We start from the raw sequence: 16,537 nt of genomic DNA, 5'->3' as shown, positions 1-16,537 counted from the left end.
GATTTTGCACGAAATTCGTCGAAGAGTACAACCTTCTGAACGAATCGGCAGGCCTCTTCGGCAAGCGCCTTCTTCATTTCGTCGAAAAGTGCCTGAACCTCGACCGCCTGATCGACGACCACGGCAAGCTGTTTGCCGATGGACTCGACGCTTTACGCGCTGGCCGCTCTGCAGGTGAAATAATCGTCGACGACCTTCTCATAGACACCTGCGGCGACTACTCCACCATCTAAGGCCGACGGTTCCTGCGCAGTTCGTGGACTGCATAGACGAAGAGGAAAATCCCTACCATCGCCACGCCGGACGCAACGAAATCATTCAGCATACCCGTGCTATGTAGAAGTTTGGGGAAAAGTCCCATGCTCGTTCCGACGACGGCCAGAATCAGACCAGCGACTATGCCCCACGCCGGCCCAGACTTATCAAAGCTTTCATTTTTCATATCATCCCCCGTCCGATGTTGTTGTCTCCGAGGCATTTTCAATATAGCCGATCGATGCCAGAACATTGGCAACGGTGCCTCGACGGCCGTGCCTACGCAAAAAGCCCCGCCCTCGGGGGAAATGTGAGGACGGGGGAAAGAAACGGACGTCTCTGGCACAAGATGGGTCCAACAGGGTTATCGGCTGCATCGAGATGAACCTGAGGCCCGCAGCGCCGGAAAGTGCCGACGGTCAACCCGGCGTGACAATTTGGGCGGCTTTCAAGGTACAACGAACGTTCGTGCAGTCGCATCGGAACATGGGAGTTCGGCATGGCAACGCCTTGTCGCAAGAACGGACGATGCTGGCGGGTTAAGTCTGCATTTTCTGGGGTTTGTCGCGCGCAGCTTCCCGACGATGGACGCCGCGAGAAAGGCTGCTCCCGACTTCGCGCGGCGCGTGCACTTGTGCCTTGGCGGCATGATCGCGGACTGACCAAGCGCCGATGATATGGGCGGGCGCTTTGCAACGAGGCGTCATGTATCGCCTCGCGGCCGGTTGGGACTTTGGTCAGCTGCCGGACGAAGGTCGCCCTGTGTGACTGCGCGTCCTGGCGCGTCGGACTCTCTGAGCACTGGTTTTCTACGCCAAACCTGTAGAATCGTCAGACATTGGAAGCCTGCGCGAGGCGACCGCCAATCGCATAAGAAGAACGATCCTTTGCTGCACAGCCATGACACCCACCCACATTCCTACGCTGTCGTCCCTGCTCGAGCAAACGGTTCCACCAGATCCGGAAGCAGGCATTGAGAGTGCCGCCGATGCGTGCCTGGTCCGTAACCAGTACGACGAGGCGCTTTCAGGCTACTACCAGCTGGACGCGACGATCCCGCGAATCGCCACGAAAATCGCTTTCTGCCAGTGGCTGGCGGGAGACTACGAGGACGCACGAATCCGCCTGTTTGATCTTGAGGCGGAGCTTGAGGAGGACGGGATTGGCCTGCTGTGTGAGCTGATCGTTATCGATTCCGACTACACGCGCAAGAAAGCTGACATGGCAGCGATGTGGCCACGCCTGAAGGCTGTGATCGCTGCCGACTCGGTGCCCCGGATCGCGGCCGTGGCTCGCTCCCAGGGATTCTGGCCCGAAGACTTCGATGACCGGGAGCAGCGCCGGCGTGATCTCCAGCGCCTGCTCGTGCTTCACCCAGCTAACCAATTTATTCGTCTCGCCGTCATTCGCGAGATGAGGTTCTCAGACGCCACCGCAGCCGAAGTGTATGCGCTGCTCAAGGCGTGGCCGAGTCGTTCGCCAGCGCCGCGCTACCTGTGGGAGGCCGCCAAGGTTGCGGCAGACGCTGGGGAAGCGGCCGAAGCGCTCGACTACCTGAGCCAGCTCGAAGCGCGGGAGCGCCGTAGCGAGCAGCCTTCCGACGATCTGCTCTTTCAAATTGGTTTCGCGCGGTGTGTCATCGCGCTCGAATCGAACGCTCCCGACACGATGTCAGCGTTCGATCGTCTGATCGGCGACGCCGCTCACGAAGAACACCGTGTCGTCGCAAGCCTCGCCGCGCTTGAGGCAGCGTGCCTTGTCGCGCCGGATAGCGTGAGCGCATTCGGGGATCGCTTTATCGCGGCTCTCGAGGCGAGGCATTACGGCCTTTCGCTCGGTGCGTCGGAGCTCTTCAACGAAGCCATGCCGGTGGCAGGGGCAGGTTGGGACGAGTCGGGCAGCGTCTGGTCCTTTGGCGACCTGCAGCCGCTTCTGCCGATGCTCGCCAACGCCACAGGCGGACGTACGCGTCTTTATTTTCGCGCCTGCATAGTGGATTCAATGCTCGACGATCAAACCGATAACGACGTTGAACTCGCGGATCTTCCGACCGCCTTCTGGGATGAGCTCGCCGACGTGCTCGGCGATATTTCGGGTTATGAAGGCGAGTTCGCTGGGCGACTGCTATCGCTCCACACCGCGATTCAGGCCTATCGCGCCGACCCTGACTGGGCCGAAATCGGTAGCCGGTGGATCGCCTCAGAATGGGCGGCTCGACAAGTCCAGTACGCCGTGACTCGTGGGGAGTTGACAACTGATCTCGCGTGCGTCGAGGTGGAGTCGCTGAAGCCCTTTGCTGGCGGCGTCGCTGCTTGGCTGAAGGAACACCCAGTGCCTGCGCCGAGTGCCTACGACCTGGTTAAAAGCATCGTCGCCGACCTTGTTTCGAACGATGTGCGCGACGAGTACTTCCAGTTGATGGAAGTCGTCTCGCCGGGAGACGATCGCCCCGAGGTCCAGTTCTATTTCGGACTGTCTGCCCACTGGATGAAACAAGGTGCGACGGCGCGCGCCGCTTATCAGCGAACCCTTGCCAAAGCGCCCGCGCACTACTCGGCGATCTTCAACTCGCTTCTGCTCTGCAATGCGGTCGTCGACGCGCCATTCCTCGAGGAAATTGCAGGCTTCGTGGCGCAATTTCCGGAGAACGAATCGGAGCGGAAACAAAAGCTCGCCGACGCTCTGGTCAATGCGCAGAAGCGCTGTGAAGACGTTGCTGATGCCAGACGGCGAATGATTCGCGAGGAACTGTCCACATTTCCGCCACTCGTAAGTGGCCGCGTCGAGCCGGGTGACATCTCGCTGCGCGCGGCGGTGGCGCTGCTCGCGCTCTTCCGATGCGCCAACGCCGAACCCGGTGACGATGAGTTGCCACCGTTCGGGGGCAGCACCGTCCCCTTTGCCCCTGCCGTCGGTTGCCGCCGTGTGCTCTTCGATTTGCTGAACGCCGGGCTTGTCACCGTCCACCCCAAAACCAGCACCGATGCGTTTGCCTTCAAGGACGGCCAAGTCGAGGCTTGGCGTTTCGCAAGCGTGAGGTGGCTGCTCTCGCCATCGTGTGAAGCGCTGGTTAACCGCCTGCGTGGCCTGAACGGGGAGATCCCGCCGTCTTGGTACGAGGACGTGCTGCCTCTCGCGTCCGAGATAGCACGGGGTGAGGTCGTCGAATATCTCTGCTTTCTCGCTGAGGAACGCGGCTGGCCCGAGCCACGCGACACCGAGGAGGTGGCGGACCTCACGCGCGCTCTCGTCAATGAGTTGCCCGTCTCACAAACATTCTACGTGGCTTACCTCGGTGCCATGTCAGCCAGCGACTACAAGCAGAAGTATCCGGTCAGCCGCCAGCAGGCCTCCGACATGCTGGTCAAGCGCACGGCGGCCCGGCTGGAGTCCGTGCGTTCAGGCAAGTTTCCGGCCAAGGAATACGAGCGGCCCTGGAAACTGCCGCGCTCGGCCGTCAGTTTTGCGCTGTGGGGGACGATTCTGGACCGAGGTGACGATGGCTTCACGCGGCGCATCGCGGACCTGATGAGAGAGATCTAAGCCGCCGCCTAGTGGAAGTCGCGGTTCACGGCCGGCGGCTCGCCGAGTATCCAACGCGCGTCTGCAAGGCGGTTTACGGAGCAGAACTGCCCCTCGCACGTCCGTGCATGGTGATCGACGGGTGACCGCACATGGCCGGCAGCTGCCGGTCGTGGCCTCCCGCAACTGGCCGAACGGCGAACTCCAGCGAACCCGTGTGGGCCGCTGGTAAACTCGGGCAGCCAAAGCAACTTTTCCCGGTCACATAAGCTCGCAATCCACTGCAGCACCTGCACTCTGCACCGTGCTCGATAGACTCGATTCGCTGTAGGATACAAGTACGAACTTTTGCGACGAGCGCACAAACATGGATGACGTAGATCTTTTGAAGGCAATCCCACCCGAAGTCGTCAAGGCGGGCTATGACGATGCGATTTCACCAGCCATGAAGGAAACGGGAAAGTTCGGCGAGGATGTGATCAAGGCTCTTCGACTCGCCCTCTTTCCGCTTCAGTACCTTGCCACATATCAAGATAGGCTAGCGCGACATCTTCGCAGATCAATTGACCGCGTCCCGGAAGAGCGAAGAACAGTGCCAATTGAGGCCCTAGCTCTGCCAATTGTCGAGCAGTTGAAATTCCACGACGAGAAAAGCGTTGTCGGACAAATGTTCGTGAATTTGTTGGCACGTGCAATGGACCGCGAACGAGTCGGCGAGGCGCACCCAGCATTCGTACAAATTGTTGGTCAGCTTGCACCGGACGAAGCAGTATTAATAAGGCAGATCGCTCACGCAAAACCTTCAGCATACCTGCGCCCCCTCAAAAGAGGTCAAGTCGTCCTACTCAAAAGCGCTCGAGCTGCATTAATCAACGCGTCCAGCATGCCGCAAGGGCACAAGCAATTACTCGAATCGATATCGGTCTGCCCAGAAGAACTCGGTCAGCCCGAATTGTTGTATACGTACATCGAGCACCTAGTCTCGTTGGGCATCGTTTCATATACCGACGAGCCGCGACTCGACCAGTTCAAAGGCGTGAGAGAAGTCGGGTTCGACTTTTGGTTCATAACACTCAACGGCTTAGGAGAACTGTTTCATCGAGCGTGCTTGGATGAAAACTAGCAACACTACGCATGCAAAAATGGGGCAGTGAATTGCCCCTGCTGCTGCAAATCCTCGAAATGTAAAAAAGCCCGCTCGCAGCGGGCTTTTGCGCTTCTGGAACATCGATTGAGCACTGCGTTACGCGCTCATTTCGGCTTTCGAGTCGCGGTCGCAGATAGCCTCTGCGTCATCTTATTCGTCACGATCGCAGCACAGGTCGCTTGCGCCGCCGGCCGCATCGACCCATCCCCCCACTCCTTACGCGAGGACTTCTCGCACGATGCGTCTCGAGCCTTCTTCCACTTTGCGATCTTTGCCTCAAGCGCAGCCTTGCGCTCCGGATGCGCTTCAATCTGCTTGTCGACGACCCGCTGCAGCTGACGCTCCGCGACGATCTGGTCACGCCACGCACAAAAGTTCATGCTGGTCTGACTGCCATCGCAATTGTTCAACAGCTCGGCTACTTCACTTGCCGGTAGACCGCTGCGTGCCGCGATTTCATCGGCCGGGGTTTGCTCGGCATGCGCAGCAGCCGATACGATCAAAAGCACCCAGAGGAAAGATTTCCTCATCGCGCCCCCTGCGACTGGAACGGTGCGGTCTCCAACCGCCGCCGGTTCACGAGACCGTTCGACCGGACCGCACGAAGCCGACGACCATGCGCATCGCGCGGATGAACGTAGACACGCTGATTCATGTGGGACACAACGCCGGCATCGTTGTTCTGGTTCGCGGCATGTAGTGCGTCCACGGCCCCGGTATTGCCAGCGTTGTAGGTGTAGCTGACGAGTTCGTCGAACTGCGCCTGCGTCAACTCTCGCTGGGTCACGGTTCTACGCACCTGGGCTTCCGCTCGGCCCACGCCCGTCGCAAGTTGCGCATTCACCTGCGCGGCTGTTACCGGGCGACGCAGCTCCTCGGGGGTGCAGGGCCCCGTATGCGCAAGCGTCCCCACCCCAAAGGTGCAGTTGTTCGCCTGATCGTTGTAATAGGCCATGACCGCCTGTTCCCGCGTCCGCAGTGCAGCCCAGCCGGCCTCGCTTAACCGCATATTTTCATTTGCCATCGTCGCCCTCTCAAAGCGCATATTCGTATCCCACGACTCCGCGTGGTCGAGGCACTTTACCACTTGCTGAGGACCACAATCGCGAAACAGCAAGAAGGCTAGAGGCAGGACAGCATAAAAGTCACTTTGGCATCGCTGCCATCTCACCCTGACCGGCAATGCCACGAGAATGATCGCGTACCTCGATCATGCCGACGAGCTGCAATACGCAGCCCCGCTACGCCGCCTGTCAAACAAAATCGACAAGAGATCATGCGGGTCGGACGCATGGGCAACCCGCGCGCATCCGTTGCTCCGTTCTCTGATGAGTGGCGCGCACACGAAGCCATGAAATGCCGGCTCCACGACGTCCCCGGCGAACCAGATCCAGGCTCCGACAAGGCAACTAAGCTGCCTGAGTTCCAACGCCTGACATGGGAGGAGTTGCGCGACGCGTGGAGCGCGACCGCCTACAAGAAAAATCGTGCGCTGACGCTCGAACAGCGATTCATGCTGGAAGTCGTGCATGTACGCCGGACATTGCGGCTCATGGAGAAAATGGTCTGCGCCGCCGAGCTGGAGTTGAAGAAGAACGGCTATCCAGACTCGTTCGCACTCGACCAACTCCGCCGCATGATTGATGGTGCTCGCTTCGATTGACGCTGCCGGCCGTCGCCAACCTGTGAATGTGATGCCGGCACGATAAATCGCGCCGGCATCGTCGGTTAGAACAGTCCCACAGGTTGGGCTGCGTCATCCCAACTGAAGATGATCAGCTCGTTACGGTTCACCGCTCTACTACCTCCGCCGACGACGTACTGGATCGGCACCGCCTCAATGTGATACCCATCAAACACGCGCCGAATGTCAGGATGATCGTTCAGACTGACGATCGCCCGCCCCTTGATTGTCCGTAGCCGCTCCGCCATCTTCTCGTACTCCGCAAACGGAAACGGAACGCCATACCCCTCCGTCTCGTAATACGGCGGATCGAGATAGAACAGCGTATGCGGACGATCGTACCGATCAATGCACGCGGCCCAATCGAGGCGCTCGATATACGCCCCAGCGAGTCGAAGATGTGCTGCAGACAGGTCCTCCTCAATACGCAGCAGATTGAGCTTCGGCGGTGTTTCCGTCGCTGTCCCGAATGTCTGGCCTGCGACTTTGCTACCAAAGCAACTTTTCTGTAAGTAGTAGAACCGAGCCGCGCGCTGAATATCAGTGAGGGTTTCAGGGACTGTCAGCTTCAACCACTCGAACACCTGACGGCTCGTCAGCGCCCATTTGAACTGGCGCACGAACTCCTCCAGGTGATGCTGCACGACGCGATACAGGTTGATCAGCTCGCCGTTGACATCGTTGATCACCTCTACCTTCGCCGGCGGGCGCATGAAGTACAGCGCGGCCCCGCCTGCAAACACTTCGACATAGCAGTCGTGTGCGGGGAAGCGCGGGATCAGGTGATCTGCAAGACGGCGCTTACCGCCGATCCAAGGAATGATGGGATTTGCCATTGTGAAAGCCGTTTTTAAACTTGGTGTAGAATCCGGCCCGCCTACGTAGGTAAGCAGGGCCTTGGCTAATTCACTGGCTCAGACAGTGGAAAGGCGGCCGGCAGGATGCTCTAACATCCCGCCGGCCGCCCTGTTTCTTTCGAGACCGCTCGGCCTCGATTGCCGCGCTACTGCGGCAAATTGGTTTGCGCGTCCCCGATCAACGCGTCGTAACTGCGCTCGCACTGCCGGCCGGCGATGCCGCGCTCGTCAGCGATCCTCGCCAACTCTCCCGCGCGCTCGTCAGCCCGGCCGAACACGTCGGCAAGCAGATCGAGGGGGTCACCGGCTGTCGTGCTTCCACCGGTAACGCCGGCACGCCGGACGTCGGCGATAAGCCCGGCGACCTGCTTACGCAGCCCGTCAGCAGTTCCACTAGCAGCAGCGGCATCAGCCACCGCCTGATCACGTTCTTTCGCAGCATCGGTTGCGATCTCCTGTTGTGCCGCCAGTCGACGGCGAAACTCGTTACGCTCGTTCGCCAGGTCGTCGATCTGCCTCGCCTGATCCGCAACCTTCGCGGATTGATCGGCGTCACGATGTCCTTTGACGTACCCGCAGGCCGAGCCGGCTATCACGCCGGCCACGACGACCAGCCAGATACGCGGATCGATCCATGTCATGCGACCACCTCCCCGCCGGCCGCGCGATACGCCGCCAGCAATTTCTCGATGTCGTTTTCATGCTGGCCATACCCCGCCCCCGGCAAACTGGCCCATACGTTCGACACCTTCGCGACGGCTTCGCGGAACCGCCCGGCATCGATCAACGACAACGCGCCGTGTTCACGAAGCTGCTGCAGCGCGTACCGATCCTGCGATACCGGTCCGAAGTCCGGCAGCTTCATTTGCGCCTGATAGATCCGCCACCAGCGCGTGAGAATCTGATAACGTCCGGCCGCCGTCGACGGAACCCGGATCTGCCGGTTGAGGACGTTCGGATGCGCCGCGTAGTTCGAGAACAGCAGCGGCCGCGACGCCGTAGCACCGACCAGCACGTTGTAACCGTCGTCCGACTTCGCCAGCAGCGCAGTGCCGATCTCGCTGACCGCGATGGCGTCGAGAAACGCCACCCGATTCTTTCCGCCTGCACAGGCAACACTCATTCGTGCCATCTTCACTTCTCCCCAAACAGTCGCTTCGCATTCCGACGCAACAGCACTTCGAGGTACTGCGACCCCACAATGCCGAGCGCGCTCCCGAGACCCAACAGCGCGATCGGTGGCAGATCCGGGATCTGCAGCAGCGCAATGCCGGCCACCATCGACGTGGCGGACCCCAACATGGCCCGGCCGGCGACGAGCCGAATCGTCAGTTGCTCCCCGCCCACCAATACCTTCGCAATGCCGATCAGTCCGCCCATGATGATCAGCTCCAGAATCGTCTTTTCGTGGTCTTGCATCGGTTCCCCTTAGCCCGATAAAAAGAAAGGCCGCCCCGGTTGCCCGTGAGCGGCCTGTAAATACGGTGCTTGACGCGTTACTGCGGCGCCGGCACCACCAGAGTGATTTTCTTGCCCGACTTCTTCTTGTGCCCGACCTTCGCCTTCCCCTTGTTCCCTCCGTTCAATGAGACGACCGTGATCCACCCGCGCGACGCGAACGTGTGTTCGACCGACTCGATCAGAAACTCGCCGTCTACACCGGTCTTGAACCCCTTCAGCGCGACCGTCTTTTCCGCCGACAGATCTGCGCGGCCGCGCATCGTCAGCCGGCTCGTCGACGTATGGCGGTTGAGCGTCGCCAGTCGCGACGTCGCACCGGCCTTCGCGGCTTCCGGACTGGCGAACGCATGCCGTTCGGTATGCACCGCGGACGCACCTGGCGGGGCATCCGGATTCGGGATCGTCAGATCGATCTTCTTCCCCGTCTTGCGGTCGTGCACCTTCGTGCGAACGGCCGCAAAGCTCGCGCGATCCGGGAAGTTGATGTCGTAGTCGAGCAGATCGCCCGGCGTGAGCGTGACGATCGGCAGCGGCTTGCCGCTCGCGCTCTTACCAGCGCCGCGAGGCAGCACGATCAGCTTGCCGGCCTTGACCGTCGCCGTCGCGCCGTACAGGCGAGCAACGCGCGTGATGAAGTGCAGATCGCTTTCGCCAAACTGGTCGATACGCGGCACGACGACGTCGACGTCACACGCGGCCGACCACTTGTTGCGACGCGCGACGTCGCCAACGATGTCGGCCAGCTTCGCATTCGACCAGCTCCCATTTCGCTGCGTTTTCGACGTCGCGCGCATGTTCGCCGGCTTGCCCTTGATCACAACGCTGGCCGGCGGCCCACGCACACCGACCTCGTCGACGGCATACTCGCCGAGCATCGACAGCCCCTGCCCCTCCCATCCGATCGACACCTTCAACGTCGCGCCCTTCGGAGGAAAATCGATGCGGCCGTCGCGATCGTCGAGCGTGATCGTGCATTCATCTGCGTCTAGACCGGGTTTGTCGATCGCTCGAATCTCGAGCACGCGATCCTGAATGACCTTGGTCACGTCCGAGCCGTTCGCGACGACCTGAAAGATAGCTTCCATCGCACCTCCCTACGTCCAGAGCTGGACTGACTCGACGCGCGGCGCGTCGAGATCCGGCATCAGGATCTCGACGCCGGACGGGAACGGCTGCGGTCGATTCGCCAGCCCCGGGTTCGCCTCATATACAGCCTCGACGGTGCCCTGCAACGTTCCATAGAAGCGATAGCAAAGCGTGTCGAGCACGTCACCATCAGACGTTCTTAAAGTCTTCGCCATAGCGACCGAACTCCACCGAGAATGTTTGCTTACGCGGCAAGCCGTCCGCGAGCAGCGCCTCCTGCTCCTCTTCGATCGCCTGCAACAGCCAGCGGCCAAGCACTTCACCGTCGCCGGTCGTGAGCTGCACTGGCTTCATCCGGCCGCCGATCGCTCGCAGCCGCGTGATCTGCTTCGTGCCGGCCCCGAGCGCCGGGAACACGACGCCCGACAGCGTGATCGTCTCTCCCCCTTCGCTAACGGGCTGCAGCGCCTCCTGACGGTTCAGGCGCTCCTGCGATGCGACGCGATACCGCGTCGCTCGCCGCAGCTTGTCGTGAGCGGCCGTCGACAGGTTGAAGTGGAATGCGTCGCCGGCATCCGTCGTCATCGACATCAGGTGCGGCGTGCTCGACGACGCTCCGTCCACGAGACCCGACAGCATCGAGCCGACGCCGGTCGACTTGATTACGTCAAGCACCGCCGAATCTTTCAGGCCGACCGCCGCGTTGAACTGATTCCACGCCCCACCCAATGCAGACTTCACGCTGTCGGCGGCAGCCCGCACAAGGGGGAAATTCGATCCGTCGACGGCCTTCAGAATCGAGCCGATCGACGCCTGCGTCGCGTTGAAGCTACGCAGGACAGCACCGACCTGTGGAAATAGATCCGACGCCACCGACAGGGCGCTCGTCGCGCCCGTCAGCAGCTCGGCTGCGCTGCTCAGGTTGCCGGTCGCAAGACGCTGCAGCACATCGATCGTCGCCATGCTCGCCGCGCGGTTTCGATCGAATATTCGGACCATCTGCCGCACGCGCTCCGTCGCGATCCCCGCCTGCGTCGCCGCCCCCGTGATCTGTCGAATCACGTCCATAGCACCTCCCTTACATATGCGGCGAGTCGAACATTGCCGTTCGACTGTTCGTCTTGCGCTGCTGCTCTTCCATCATCCGCGTCAACTGCGGACTGACTTGCGCGAGAAACTTGTTCGCCATCTCGGTATCGCTTGCTTCGATCTTCACGTTGAAGACCGGCGCGAACGTGTTCTGCTGATCGATACGCGGCCCGAATCGGGCATCTGCCGCAGGAGTCTCGGCAGCCTTCGCCGCCTTGGCCGCCGCTTCGGTGTTCGCGGGCGTCTCGTCAGGCTTCTGCCCCAGAAACTTGCTCGCGATGGCGCTCAGTGCCTTGTCGCCCACAAACGTCCCGAGCGCCCCGCCAATCACGCCGACGACGGCCGATCCGATCGGGCCGCCGAGCGCTCCGATCGTCGCCCCGACCTTCGCGCCGATCACGCCACCCGCGAGACTGCCGGCGATACCTGCGAAGCGAGTCGCCTTCTTCTCGTTCGTATCCGTGCTCGACGCGACGGCGTACGCTTCGCGAGCCGCCAGACCAAACTTCAGCACGGTCCCCGCCACGGCCAGCTTCCCCGCCCACGGCGCAACTCGACCGAACAAAGCACGTCCCGCGTTGAAGAGCCGCCCGATCCGCCCCGTCCGAGCCGCCGCCCGACGCGCAGCTCGACGCGCGGCTCGCCGACCACCACCCAGGTCACCAAGCCCACCACCATCGAAGCCGCCGCCGGGCATGTTCACGACGAACACGCGCTGCACGCCACCAGCGGCACCAGCGGCCCCGCCGAGCGCATCCAACGCACGCCCGACCGCCCCGCCCGTAGCCCCCGCCCTCCCTGCGGCCCCGCGACCACCACCACGCGCCAGCAACGTGCCCCGCGCGATATCGAACAAGCCGCGCCCGATGCCCCAAAGTGCCTTTGCTCCGCGCACCGCGAGAACCGTGCCGGCAATGCCGACAACAGCAGCAGTCGTCTTCGGAGCGCTATCGGCTGCGGACTGGATACCGCTCCCGGCCCCCTTCGTAGCCTCGCCAACGCGATCCGTGATCGGACGCAGAGCGTCGCCGATGCTGCGCATCGCGTCGTCCCATTGCTGCCCGACCTCGCCCCAAACCTGTTTGGACGTCTCGCGACGGTCCTCCAGATCCTTCTGGATCTCACCGCTCGCCTGCTGCGCGTTGCGCTTCAGGCTCGAATACAGCTCGGCGTTCTGCATGTAAGCCGTCAGCGCCGCCTTGACCTGCATGTCGTTGAACAGGTCGCCGGTCTTCATCGTGTCGGCAAACGCAGCCATCTGCGCCTGACGCTTGGCCGGGTCCATTTCCGAATTGAATTGCTTGGCAGCCGCTGCGAGCTGCTTCGCCTTCGCCGGGTCGACACGCTCGATGTACGCGCGAGCGAGCACGAATGACGCCTCCAGCGTCGACCAGCCCTTGCCGATCGCCTCGCGCATCTTTGCCTGATAGTCGACGCCTGCCTTCTCATAGTTGCGTTCCGTCTCGCCCGAACCGATCTTCGAGAACCAGTTTTTCAGGTTGTTCGCCGCTTCGTCGGAACTGCCGGCTGTTTTCATCTGCACCTGGAGCATTGCCCCGAGCTGCGTCACCGAGTCCTGCCCCGTGATGCCGATCTTCTTCATTTCGGCGAGCAGCACCGGGAACCACCGCGCCATGTCGACGGACTCGAACGACCCTTCCTTGCCGAGATACGCGATCGCTTCGAGCGCCTTCGACATCTGGCGCGGGTCGACGATCTCCGCGTTTTGCTGCAGCGCTTGGATCATCTTCGCAGTCTCGACCGACGTCGCCCCTTGGCCGATCGAGAATTTCGCGACCAGCGGCGCGAAGTTGAGCGCCTTACCGAGATCCATACCTCCCGCAACCATCTGGTTCACGGCGTCGGCAAGCTCGTTGCGACCGATGCCGTTCGCTCCAGCGTCGCGCCGAATACGCGCGCCCATTGCAGCCTCTTCCTGCGTGCGCGCGATGCCGGCCTTGATCGCGATGTCGCGAATGATCGCCTGATAGTTGGCCGAGATCGTCGCCGGCACCGCGACGGCCGCCGTTAGCTTCATCGCGTCGCCGATCACGCCACGCCCGGCCTCTTGTCCGGCTGCCAGCCGCGCACGGCCGGACGCCTGCAGATCCAACCCCCGAGCCGTCCGGCCGAGCTGCGCGTATGCGCGATCGAGCCGACCGACCTCGATGCCCGCGTCTCGCAGCGCCTTCAGATTGCTTTCGAGCTTGCGACGGATGCCATCCGCCGCGCTGTCGCCCGCCAAATGCAACCGGCGGAACTCTTCCTGCAGGCGCATCGTCTCGCCGACCTGCCGCTGCCAGAGCCGCGAGTCGTTTGCCCGCTTCTTCATCGCGTCGATCTTCGACGACGTGTCGGTGATCGCCTTCCCGAACGTCGCCGACACCGCCCCGCCGATCACGATGCCAAGCGCTAAGTCTTTCACCATCCCGGCCCCCTCAATCCGTCAGCCACCAGAGCATGTCGTCGATCGTCATCTCGTCGATGGACGTCGGCGACATGCCGTATTCACGCACCAGCCGCTTCGCCAGCGCTTTGAGCGTCTTTCTGTCCACCCTTGCGTACGGATCGAAAGGAGTAGTACGCGTCCTGCACGCGCTCGTAATCGGCCATATCCATCTCTTCGATGTCGTCCGGTGCAACTTCAGCAAGCGTCGCGAACAGGATCAGCTCCTGTTGCTCGGTATCGTTCGGTGCGAGCTTCTGCGCACCGCGCATGTCGCGCACCTTCGGCCGGCGCATCGTGAATTTGTCGCACTCCACGCCGTTGAGTTTGATCGGATAGACGAGCGGGACAGTGACCTTTTCCATTGCGGTTCCTGAAAAGAAAAATGGCGAGCCATCGGCTCGCCATTGATTGAACAAAGTAGCTTTGCTGCGTGTCCGTCGAATGACGAACGCGAGGCACTTACATGCCGAGTCCCATACGAACTTCGGCGAGCTGATCAACACCGTTGATCACGCGCTTGCACGCGAGAATATCGATCTCGTGCACGATCGCTCCAGCGACTTCCAGCTTGTAGTAGTCGCACGACACGCTGAATTTCGCTTCGACCTTGTCGCCGGGCTTCCAGTCGCCCGGATCGACTTCATACAGCATGCCGCGCAGATAGACAGCTACGCTTTTCGTCTTGCCGCTACGGTCCATGAACACCGCGCGGAAGACGCCGTTGAACGCGCCTTGATCGACCAGACCGAAGAAGCGCAGCACCTCGTATTCCATTGTCGACATTGCGAACGACGCATCGAGCGCTTCCATCCCCTGATCGACCTTAATCGGAGCGTCCATCCCGCCGGCCCGGTGGTCGTCCGTCTTGATCTTCAGCTTCGGCGGCGTCATGCTCGTCGCACGCCCCGCGTAACTACGGCCATCGACGAACGTATTGCAGTTGTACAGAGTTTCCGGAATCATCGCTGCCCCTTAGATCTGGTTGTCGAGCACTTCGGTCAGCCACTGGTTCGTGACCTCGAAGCGGAAAATCGGGTTTTCGGCCGGCGGGACATCCGTGAATCGGATGTTCCAGTACACCTTGCCGTCTTCGAGCTGGCTCGCAGTGTTCAGCAGCGGGTCCGGATAGACCTCGAAGTTGATCACGGCGCCCTGACGCTTCAGATCACGCATGAACGCCTGCAGCCCTTCGGTCACGTCGCTGACGTACGTCGCCGTGATGCCACGATCGACCGCCCACTTGTGGCCGGCCTGCACGGCATCCATGACGATGTCGAGCGTCCGCACGCGCGTGACGAACTTCCATTTCGGATCAGCCGACAGCGTGCGGTTCCCCCACAGGCGGAACCCGCCGTCGCGAATGATCGTCGTGATGTTCGCGTTGTTGAGCAGGTTCGCGCGACACGTCTCGTCACCGTCGAGGTATTCGATCGGCCGGCCCGTGCCCGTGATCTCGACGATCTCCTTGTTTGACGGCGACGCCCAGAATCCGATCTTCGCGTCGGTCTGACAGAACAGGCCCGCTGCGTACGTCGACGCCGACAGCGAGATCTCACCATTCGTCGCGTTGTCCCATGCCTTCGCACCGGGGTCGACCATATACAGGCGCTTGCTGCCGAAATTCTTCGCGTACGCGATTGCCGCCGCGTCGTCGACGTTCGGGCCGTCGATCACAGCCACTGCACGCAGTTTGCCTGCAAGGGAATCCGCTGCCGTTGCGACGGGTTGTTTCGACGAGTGCCCAGGTGCGATCAGCAAACGCGGTTGCGCATTGAAGCGTGACTTCGCATCGAGCAATGCCTGCATGCCCGTGCGCGCACCACCGGCCGAGACGCCACCGATGATCGCCGACGTGAGCTGCGCCGCGTCGGCCGCTGTCGGCACGCCGACCGCGACAACAATCGCGCTGCTCTGCGCATAGATCGCTCGGGCGGCTCGCGCGATTGCGCTCTTCTCGCCAAACGCACGAACCGCCTCGCCGTAGCTCGTCAGTTGTACCGGTACGTTCGGCTGCGCCAGATCGGGGCCGGGCGTATAGGTATCGGTCATGCCAACCACCGACGACGACGGCACTGCAATCGTGCGCGGGCCGCTATCGACGATAGTCGTCGTGATGCCGTGAAAAAAGGAAGTCGCTGCCATGCGGATCTCCGGAAATAAAAAAGCCGCTCATCGGAGCGGCTTGAAACGAAACAACGCGTGCTGCGTCGGCAAAGTTACTTTTTGGCGGGCGTATCGGATTCCTTCGGTTGCTCCAGCTCGGGCTCGGGCTCGGGCCCGGCATCAGGCGTCACATCCACTTCCGCCAGATGCTGCATTTCCGCCTCGGCCGCTGCGGCTCGCTGCGCGGCCTCTTCGGCTTCACGCGCGGCCTTTTCCGCACGCTCGGCCACAACCTTCTCGAGAATCGCTTCGGGATCGGGTTCCGCCGGCCACTGGATGTCGCCCGGAAACGTCGGCAGATCCACCACGCGAACCAGCGCTACCTGATACGCCGCCCATGCATCGAACGTCGCTTCTTCGATGTCCGACAGTTGGTCCGTCACGCGCGCGTCGGACTTCCCAAGATTCTGCTGACGCGCCTTCTCCATCCGTTCGTAGAAGTCGGCCATCGCAGCCGCACGCACGCGATCCGCGACAATTGCCTCATTTATCACCCACGCGCCATCGTTCCAAACATATTCGTCGGACGGCCGGGGCTGTTCGGTCAGCCCCTCGCCGTCCGGACTGATCCCCGCGACGGTGATTTCGACCGGCTCCCCTGTATCGGTTCGATACAACCGGACACCGCGATAATCCGGCCGCAGCGCCCATTTTCCGTCGATCCAGAATGGCCAGGAACGCTTCGGAACATCCGGAAGCGGCGTGAGCGTACAGAACGCGGGAACGAGATATCGATCCACGTTCATCGGATCACTCTCGGCAAGAAAACTCACCACGTAGCGGCCCGTCTGGTTGTCGTACTGATTGCAAAGCATGTTCTACCT

The 16,537-nt window shown here is 61.6% G+C and carries 18 protein-coding genes and 1 pseudogene; 4 read left to right on the top strand and 15 right to left on the bottom strand.

What is annotated here, in order from left to right; genetic code table 11:
- A pseudogene (locus G3O00_RS43300) lies at positions 1-233 on the top strand (hypothetical protein); the annotation flags it as partial.
- On the opposite strand, the gene G3O00_RS43295 reads toward G3O00_RS43300, so the two are convergent.
- A complete protein-coding gene (locus G3O00_RS43295; protein WP_241025067.1) occupies positions 230-442 on the bottom strand; it encodes a hypothetical protein in 213 nt (70 codons plus the stop codon). The pseudogene G3O00_RS43300 and the gene G3O00_RS43295 sit on opposite strands and share 4 nt — an antisense overlap.
- A 713-nt stretch (positions 443-1,155) precedes the next feature.
- On the opposite strand from G3O00_RS43295, the gene G3O00_RS09750 reads away from it, so the two are divergent.
- Together G3O00_RS09750 and G3O00_RS09745 are read left to right on the top strand one after the other, a co-directional pair.
- A complete protein-coding gene (locus G3O00_RS09750; RefSeq protein ID WP_206142856.1) occupies positions 1,156-3,798 on the top strand; it encodes a hypothetical protein in 2,643 nt (880 codons plus the stop codon).
- Positions 3,799-4,144: 346 nt separating this feature from the next.
- Positions 4,145-4,900, top strand: coding sequence for a DUF4393 domain-containing protein (locus G3O00_RS09745; RefSeq protein WP_206142855.1), 756 nt, complete (start codon positions 4,145-4,147; stop codon positions 4,898-4,900).
- Between the two features lie 128 nt (positions 4,901-5,028).
- Here G3O00_RS09745 and G3O00_RS09740 read toward each other — a convergent pair whose 3' ends face one another.
- Both G3O00_RS09740 and G3O00_RS09735 read right to left on the bottom strand, forming a co-directional pair.
- Complete coding sequence (locus G3O00_RS09740; protein WP_206142854.1) at positions 5,029-5,454, bottom strand: lysozyme inhibitor LprI family protein; 426 nt, start codon at positions 5,452-5,454, stop codon at positions 5,029-5,031.
- Positions 5,451-5,948: a glycoside hydrolase family protein gene (locus tag G3O00_RS09735; RefSeq protein WP_206142853.1), complete on the bottom strand. Its 498-nt coding sequence runs from the start codon at positions 5,946-5,948 to the stop codon at positions 5,451-5,453. Before G3O00_RS09735 ends, G3O00_RS09740 begins: the two co-directional genes overlap by 4 nt.
- 252 nt (positions 5,949-6,200) lie before the next feature.
- Between G3O00_RS09735 and G3O00_RS09730 the strand changes: the two genes are divergently transcribed.
- Positions 6,201-6,587 (top strand): hypothetical protein, encoded by a 387-nt coding sequence (locus tag G3O00_RS09730; protein WP_206142852.1) that lies wholly within the window; start codon positions 6,201-6,203, stop codon positions 6,585-6,587.
- A 65-nt stretch (positions 6,588-6,652) separates the two neighbouring features.
- Here G3O00_RS09730 and G3O00_RS09725 read toward each other — a convergent pair whose 3' ends face one another.
- The 12 genes from G3O00_RS09725 to G3O00_RS09670 form a co-directional block, all read right to left on the bottom strand.
- Entirely contained in the window at positions 6,653-7,444 is a 792-nt protein-coding gene (locus tag G3O00_RS09725; RefSeq protein WP_206142851.1) for a DNA adenine methylase, read from the bottom strand.
- 167 nt (positions 7,445-7,611) lie between these two features.
- The gene (locus G3O00_RS09720; RefSeq protein WP_206142850.1) at positions 7,612-8,106 is read right to left on the bottom strand and encodes a DUF2514 family protein; all 495 of its coding nucleotides are present in this window, start codon (positions 8,104-8,106) and stop codon (positions 7,612-7,614) included.
- Complete coding sequence (locus tag G3O00_RS09715) at positions 8,103-8,597, bottom strand: glycoside hydrolase family 104 protein (protein WP_206142849.1); 495 nt, start codon at positions 8,595-8,597, stop codon at positions 8,103-8,105. The genes G3O00_RS09720 and G3O00_RS09715 overlap by 4 nt, the downstream gene beginning before the upstream one ends.
- Before the next feature lie 2 nt (positions 8,598-8,599).
- Positions 8,600-8,884, bottom strand: a complete 285-nt coding sequence (locus tag G3O00_RS09710; RefSeq protein WP_206142848.1) for a phage holin family protein — start codon at positions 8,882-8,884, stop codon at positions 8,600-8,602.
- Positions 8,885-8,961: 77 nt separating this feature from the next.
- The gene (locus G3O00_RS09705) at positions 8,962-10,011 is read right to left on the bottom strand and encodes a contractile injection system protein, VgrG/Pvc8 family (RefSeq protein WP_206142847.1); all 1,050 of its coding nucleotides are present in this window, start codon (positions 10,009-10,011) and stop codon (positions 8,962-8,964) included.
- 9 nt (positions 10,012-10,020) lie between these two features.
- Positions 10,021-10,227, bottom strand: a complete 207-nt coding sequence (locus G3O00_RS09700; protein WP_205816817.1) for a tail protein X — start codon at positions 10,225-10,227, stop codon at positions 10,021-10,023.
- Complete coding sequence (locus tag G3O00_RS09695; RefSeq protein ID WP_206142846.1) at positions 10,202-11,080, bottom strand: phage tail protein; 879 nt, start codon at positions 11,078-11,080, stop codon at positions 10,202-10,204. The genes G3O00_RS09700 and G3O00_RS09695 overlap by 26 nt, the downstream gene beginning before the upstream one ends.
- Positions 11,081-11,090: 10 nt before the next feature.
- Positions 11,091-13,529, bottom strand: a complete 2,439-nt coding sequence (locus G3O00_RS09690) for a phage tail tape measure protein (protein WP_206142845.1) — start codon at positions 13,527-13,529, stop codon at positions 11,091-11,093.
- A gap of 80 nt (positions 13,530-13,609) precedes the next feature.
- Entirely contained in the window at positions 13,610-13,912 is a 303-nt protein-coding gene (locus G3O00_RS09685; RefSeq protein ID WP_205816820.1) for a phage tail assembly protein, read from the bottom strand.
- A gap of 97 nt (positions 13,913-14,009) precedes the next feature.
- Complete coding sequence (locus G3O00_RS09680) at positions 14,010-14,513, bottom strand: phage major tail tube protein (protein WP_206142844.1); 504 nt, start codon at positions 14,511-14,513, stop codon at positions 14,010-14,012.
- 9 nt (positions 14,514-14,522) lie between these two features.
- Complete coding sequence (locus G3O00_RS09675) at positions 14,523-15,692, bottom strand: phage tail sheath family protein (protein WP_206142843.1); 1,170 nt, start codon at positions 15,690-15,692, stop codon at positions 14,523-14,525.
- 74 nt (positions 15,693-15,766) lie between these two features.
- Positions 15,767-16,528, bottom strand: coding sequence for a tail fiber assembly protein (locus G3O00_RS09670; RefSeq protein WP_206142842.1), 762 nt, complete (start codon positions 16,526-16,528; stop codon positions 15,767-15,769).
- Positions 16,529-16,537: the final 9 nt, after the last annotated feature.

The organism is Burkholderia sp. Ac-20384, from assembly GCF_017104605.1.
Lineage (GTDB): Bacteria > Pseudomonadota > Gammaproteobacteria > Burkholderiales > Burkholderiaceae > Burkholderia > Burkholderia lata.
Note: the sequence above shows the minus strand (reverse complement) of the source record. Positions and strands in the feature narration are given on the sequence as shown.

Bases quoted from the DNA above. Each gene is read 5' to 3' on its own strand.
- G3O00_RS09705 (WP_206142847.1), bottom strand. From the start codon at position 10,011: ATGGAAGCTATCTTTCAGGTCGTCGCGAACGGCTCGGACGTGACCAAG.
- G3O00_RS09680 (WP_206142844.1), bottom strand. From the start codon at position 14,513: ATGATTCCGGAAACTCTGTACAACTGCAATACGTTCGTCGATGGCCGT.
- G3O00_RS09730 (WP_206142852.1), top strand. From the start codon at position 6,201: ATGCGGGTCGGACGCATGGGCAACCCGCGCGCATCCGTTGCTCCGTTC.
- G3O00_RS09740 (WP_206142854.1), bottom strand. From the start codon at position 5,454: ATGAGGAAATCTTTCCTCTGGGTGCTTTTGATCGTATCGGCTGCTGCG.
- G3O00_RS09700 (WP_205816817.1), bottom strand. From the start codon at position 10,227: ATGGCGAAGACTTTAAGAACGTCTGATGGTGACGTGCTCGACACGCTT.
- G3O00_RS09715 (WP_206142849.1), bottom strand. From the start codon at position 8,597: ATGGCACGAATGAGTGTTGCCTGTGCAGGCGGAAAGAATCGGGTGGCG.
- G3O00_RS09685 (WP_205816820.1), bottom strand. From the start codon at position 13,912: ATGGAAAAGGTCACTGTCCCGCTCGTCTATCCGATCAAACTCAACGGC.
- G3O00_RS09750 (WP_206142856.1), top strand. From the start codon at position 1,156: ATGACACCCACCCACATTCCTACGCTGTCGTCCCTGCTCGAGCAAACG.
- G3O00_RS09720 (WP_206142850.1), bottom strand. From the start codon at position 8,106: ATGACATGGATCGATCCGCGTATCTGGCTGGTCGTCGTGGCCGGCGTG.
- G3O00_RS09695 (WP_206142846.1), bottom strand. From the start codon at position 11,080: ATGGACGTGATTCGACAGATCACGGGGGCGGCGACGCAGGCGGGGATC.
- G3O00_RS09725 (WP_206142851.1), bottom strand. From the start codon at position 7,444: ATGGCAAATCCCATCATTCCTTGGATCGGCGGTAAGCGCCGTCTTGCA.
- G3O00_RS09735 (WP_206142853.1), bottom strand. From the start codon at position 5,948: ATGGCAAATGAAAATATGCGGTTAAGCGAGGCCGGCTGGGCTGCACTG.
- G3O00_RS09675 (WP_206142843.1), bottom strand. From the start codon at position 15,692: ATGGCAGCGACTTCCTTTTTTCACGGCATCACGACGACTATCGTCGAT.
- G3O00_RS09710 (WP_206142848.1), bottom strand. From the start codon at position 8,884: ATGCAAGACCACGAAAAGACGATTCTGGAGCTGATCATCATGGGCGGA.
- G3O00_RS09745 (WP_206142855.1), top strand. From the start codon at position 4,145: ATGGATGACGTAGATCTTTTGAAGGCAATCCCACCCGAAGTCGTCAAG.
- G3O00_RS43295 (WP_241025067.1), bottom strand. From the start codon at position 442: ATGAAAAATGAAAGCTTTGATAAGTCTGGGCCGGCGTGGGGCATAGTC.
- G3O00_RS09670 (WP_206142842.1), bottom strand. From the start codon at position 16,528: ATGCTTTGCAATCAGTACGACAACCAGACGGGCCGCTACGTGGTGAGT.
- G3O00_RS09690 (WP_206142845.1), bottom strand. From the start codon at position 13,529: ATGGTGAAAGACTTAGCGCTTGGCATCGTGATCGGCGGGGCGGTGTCG.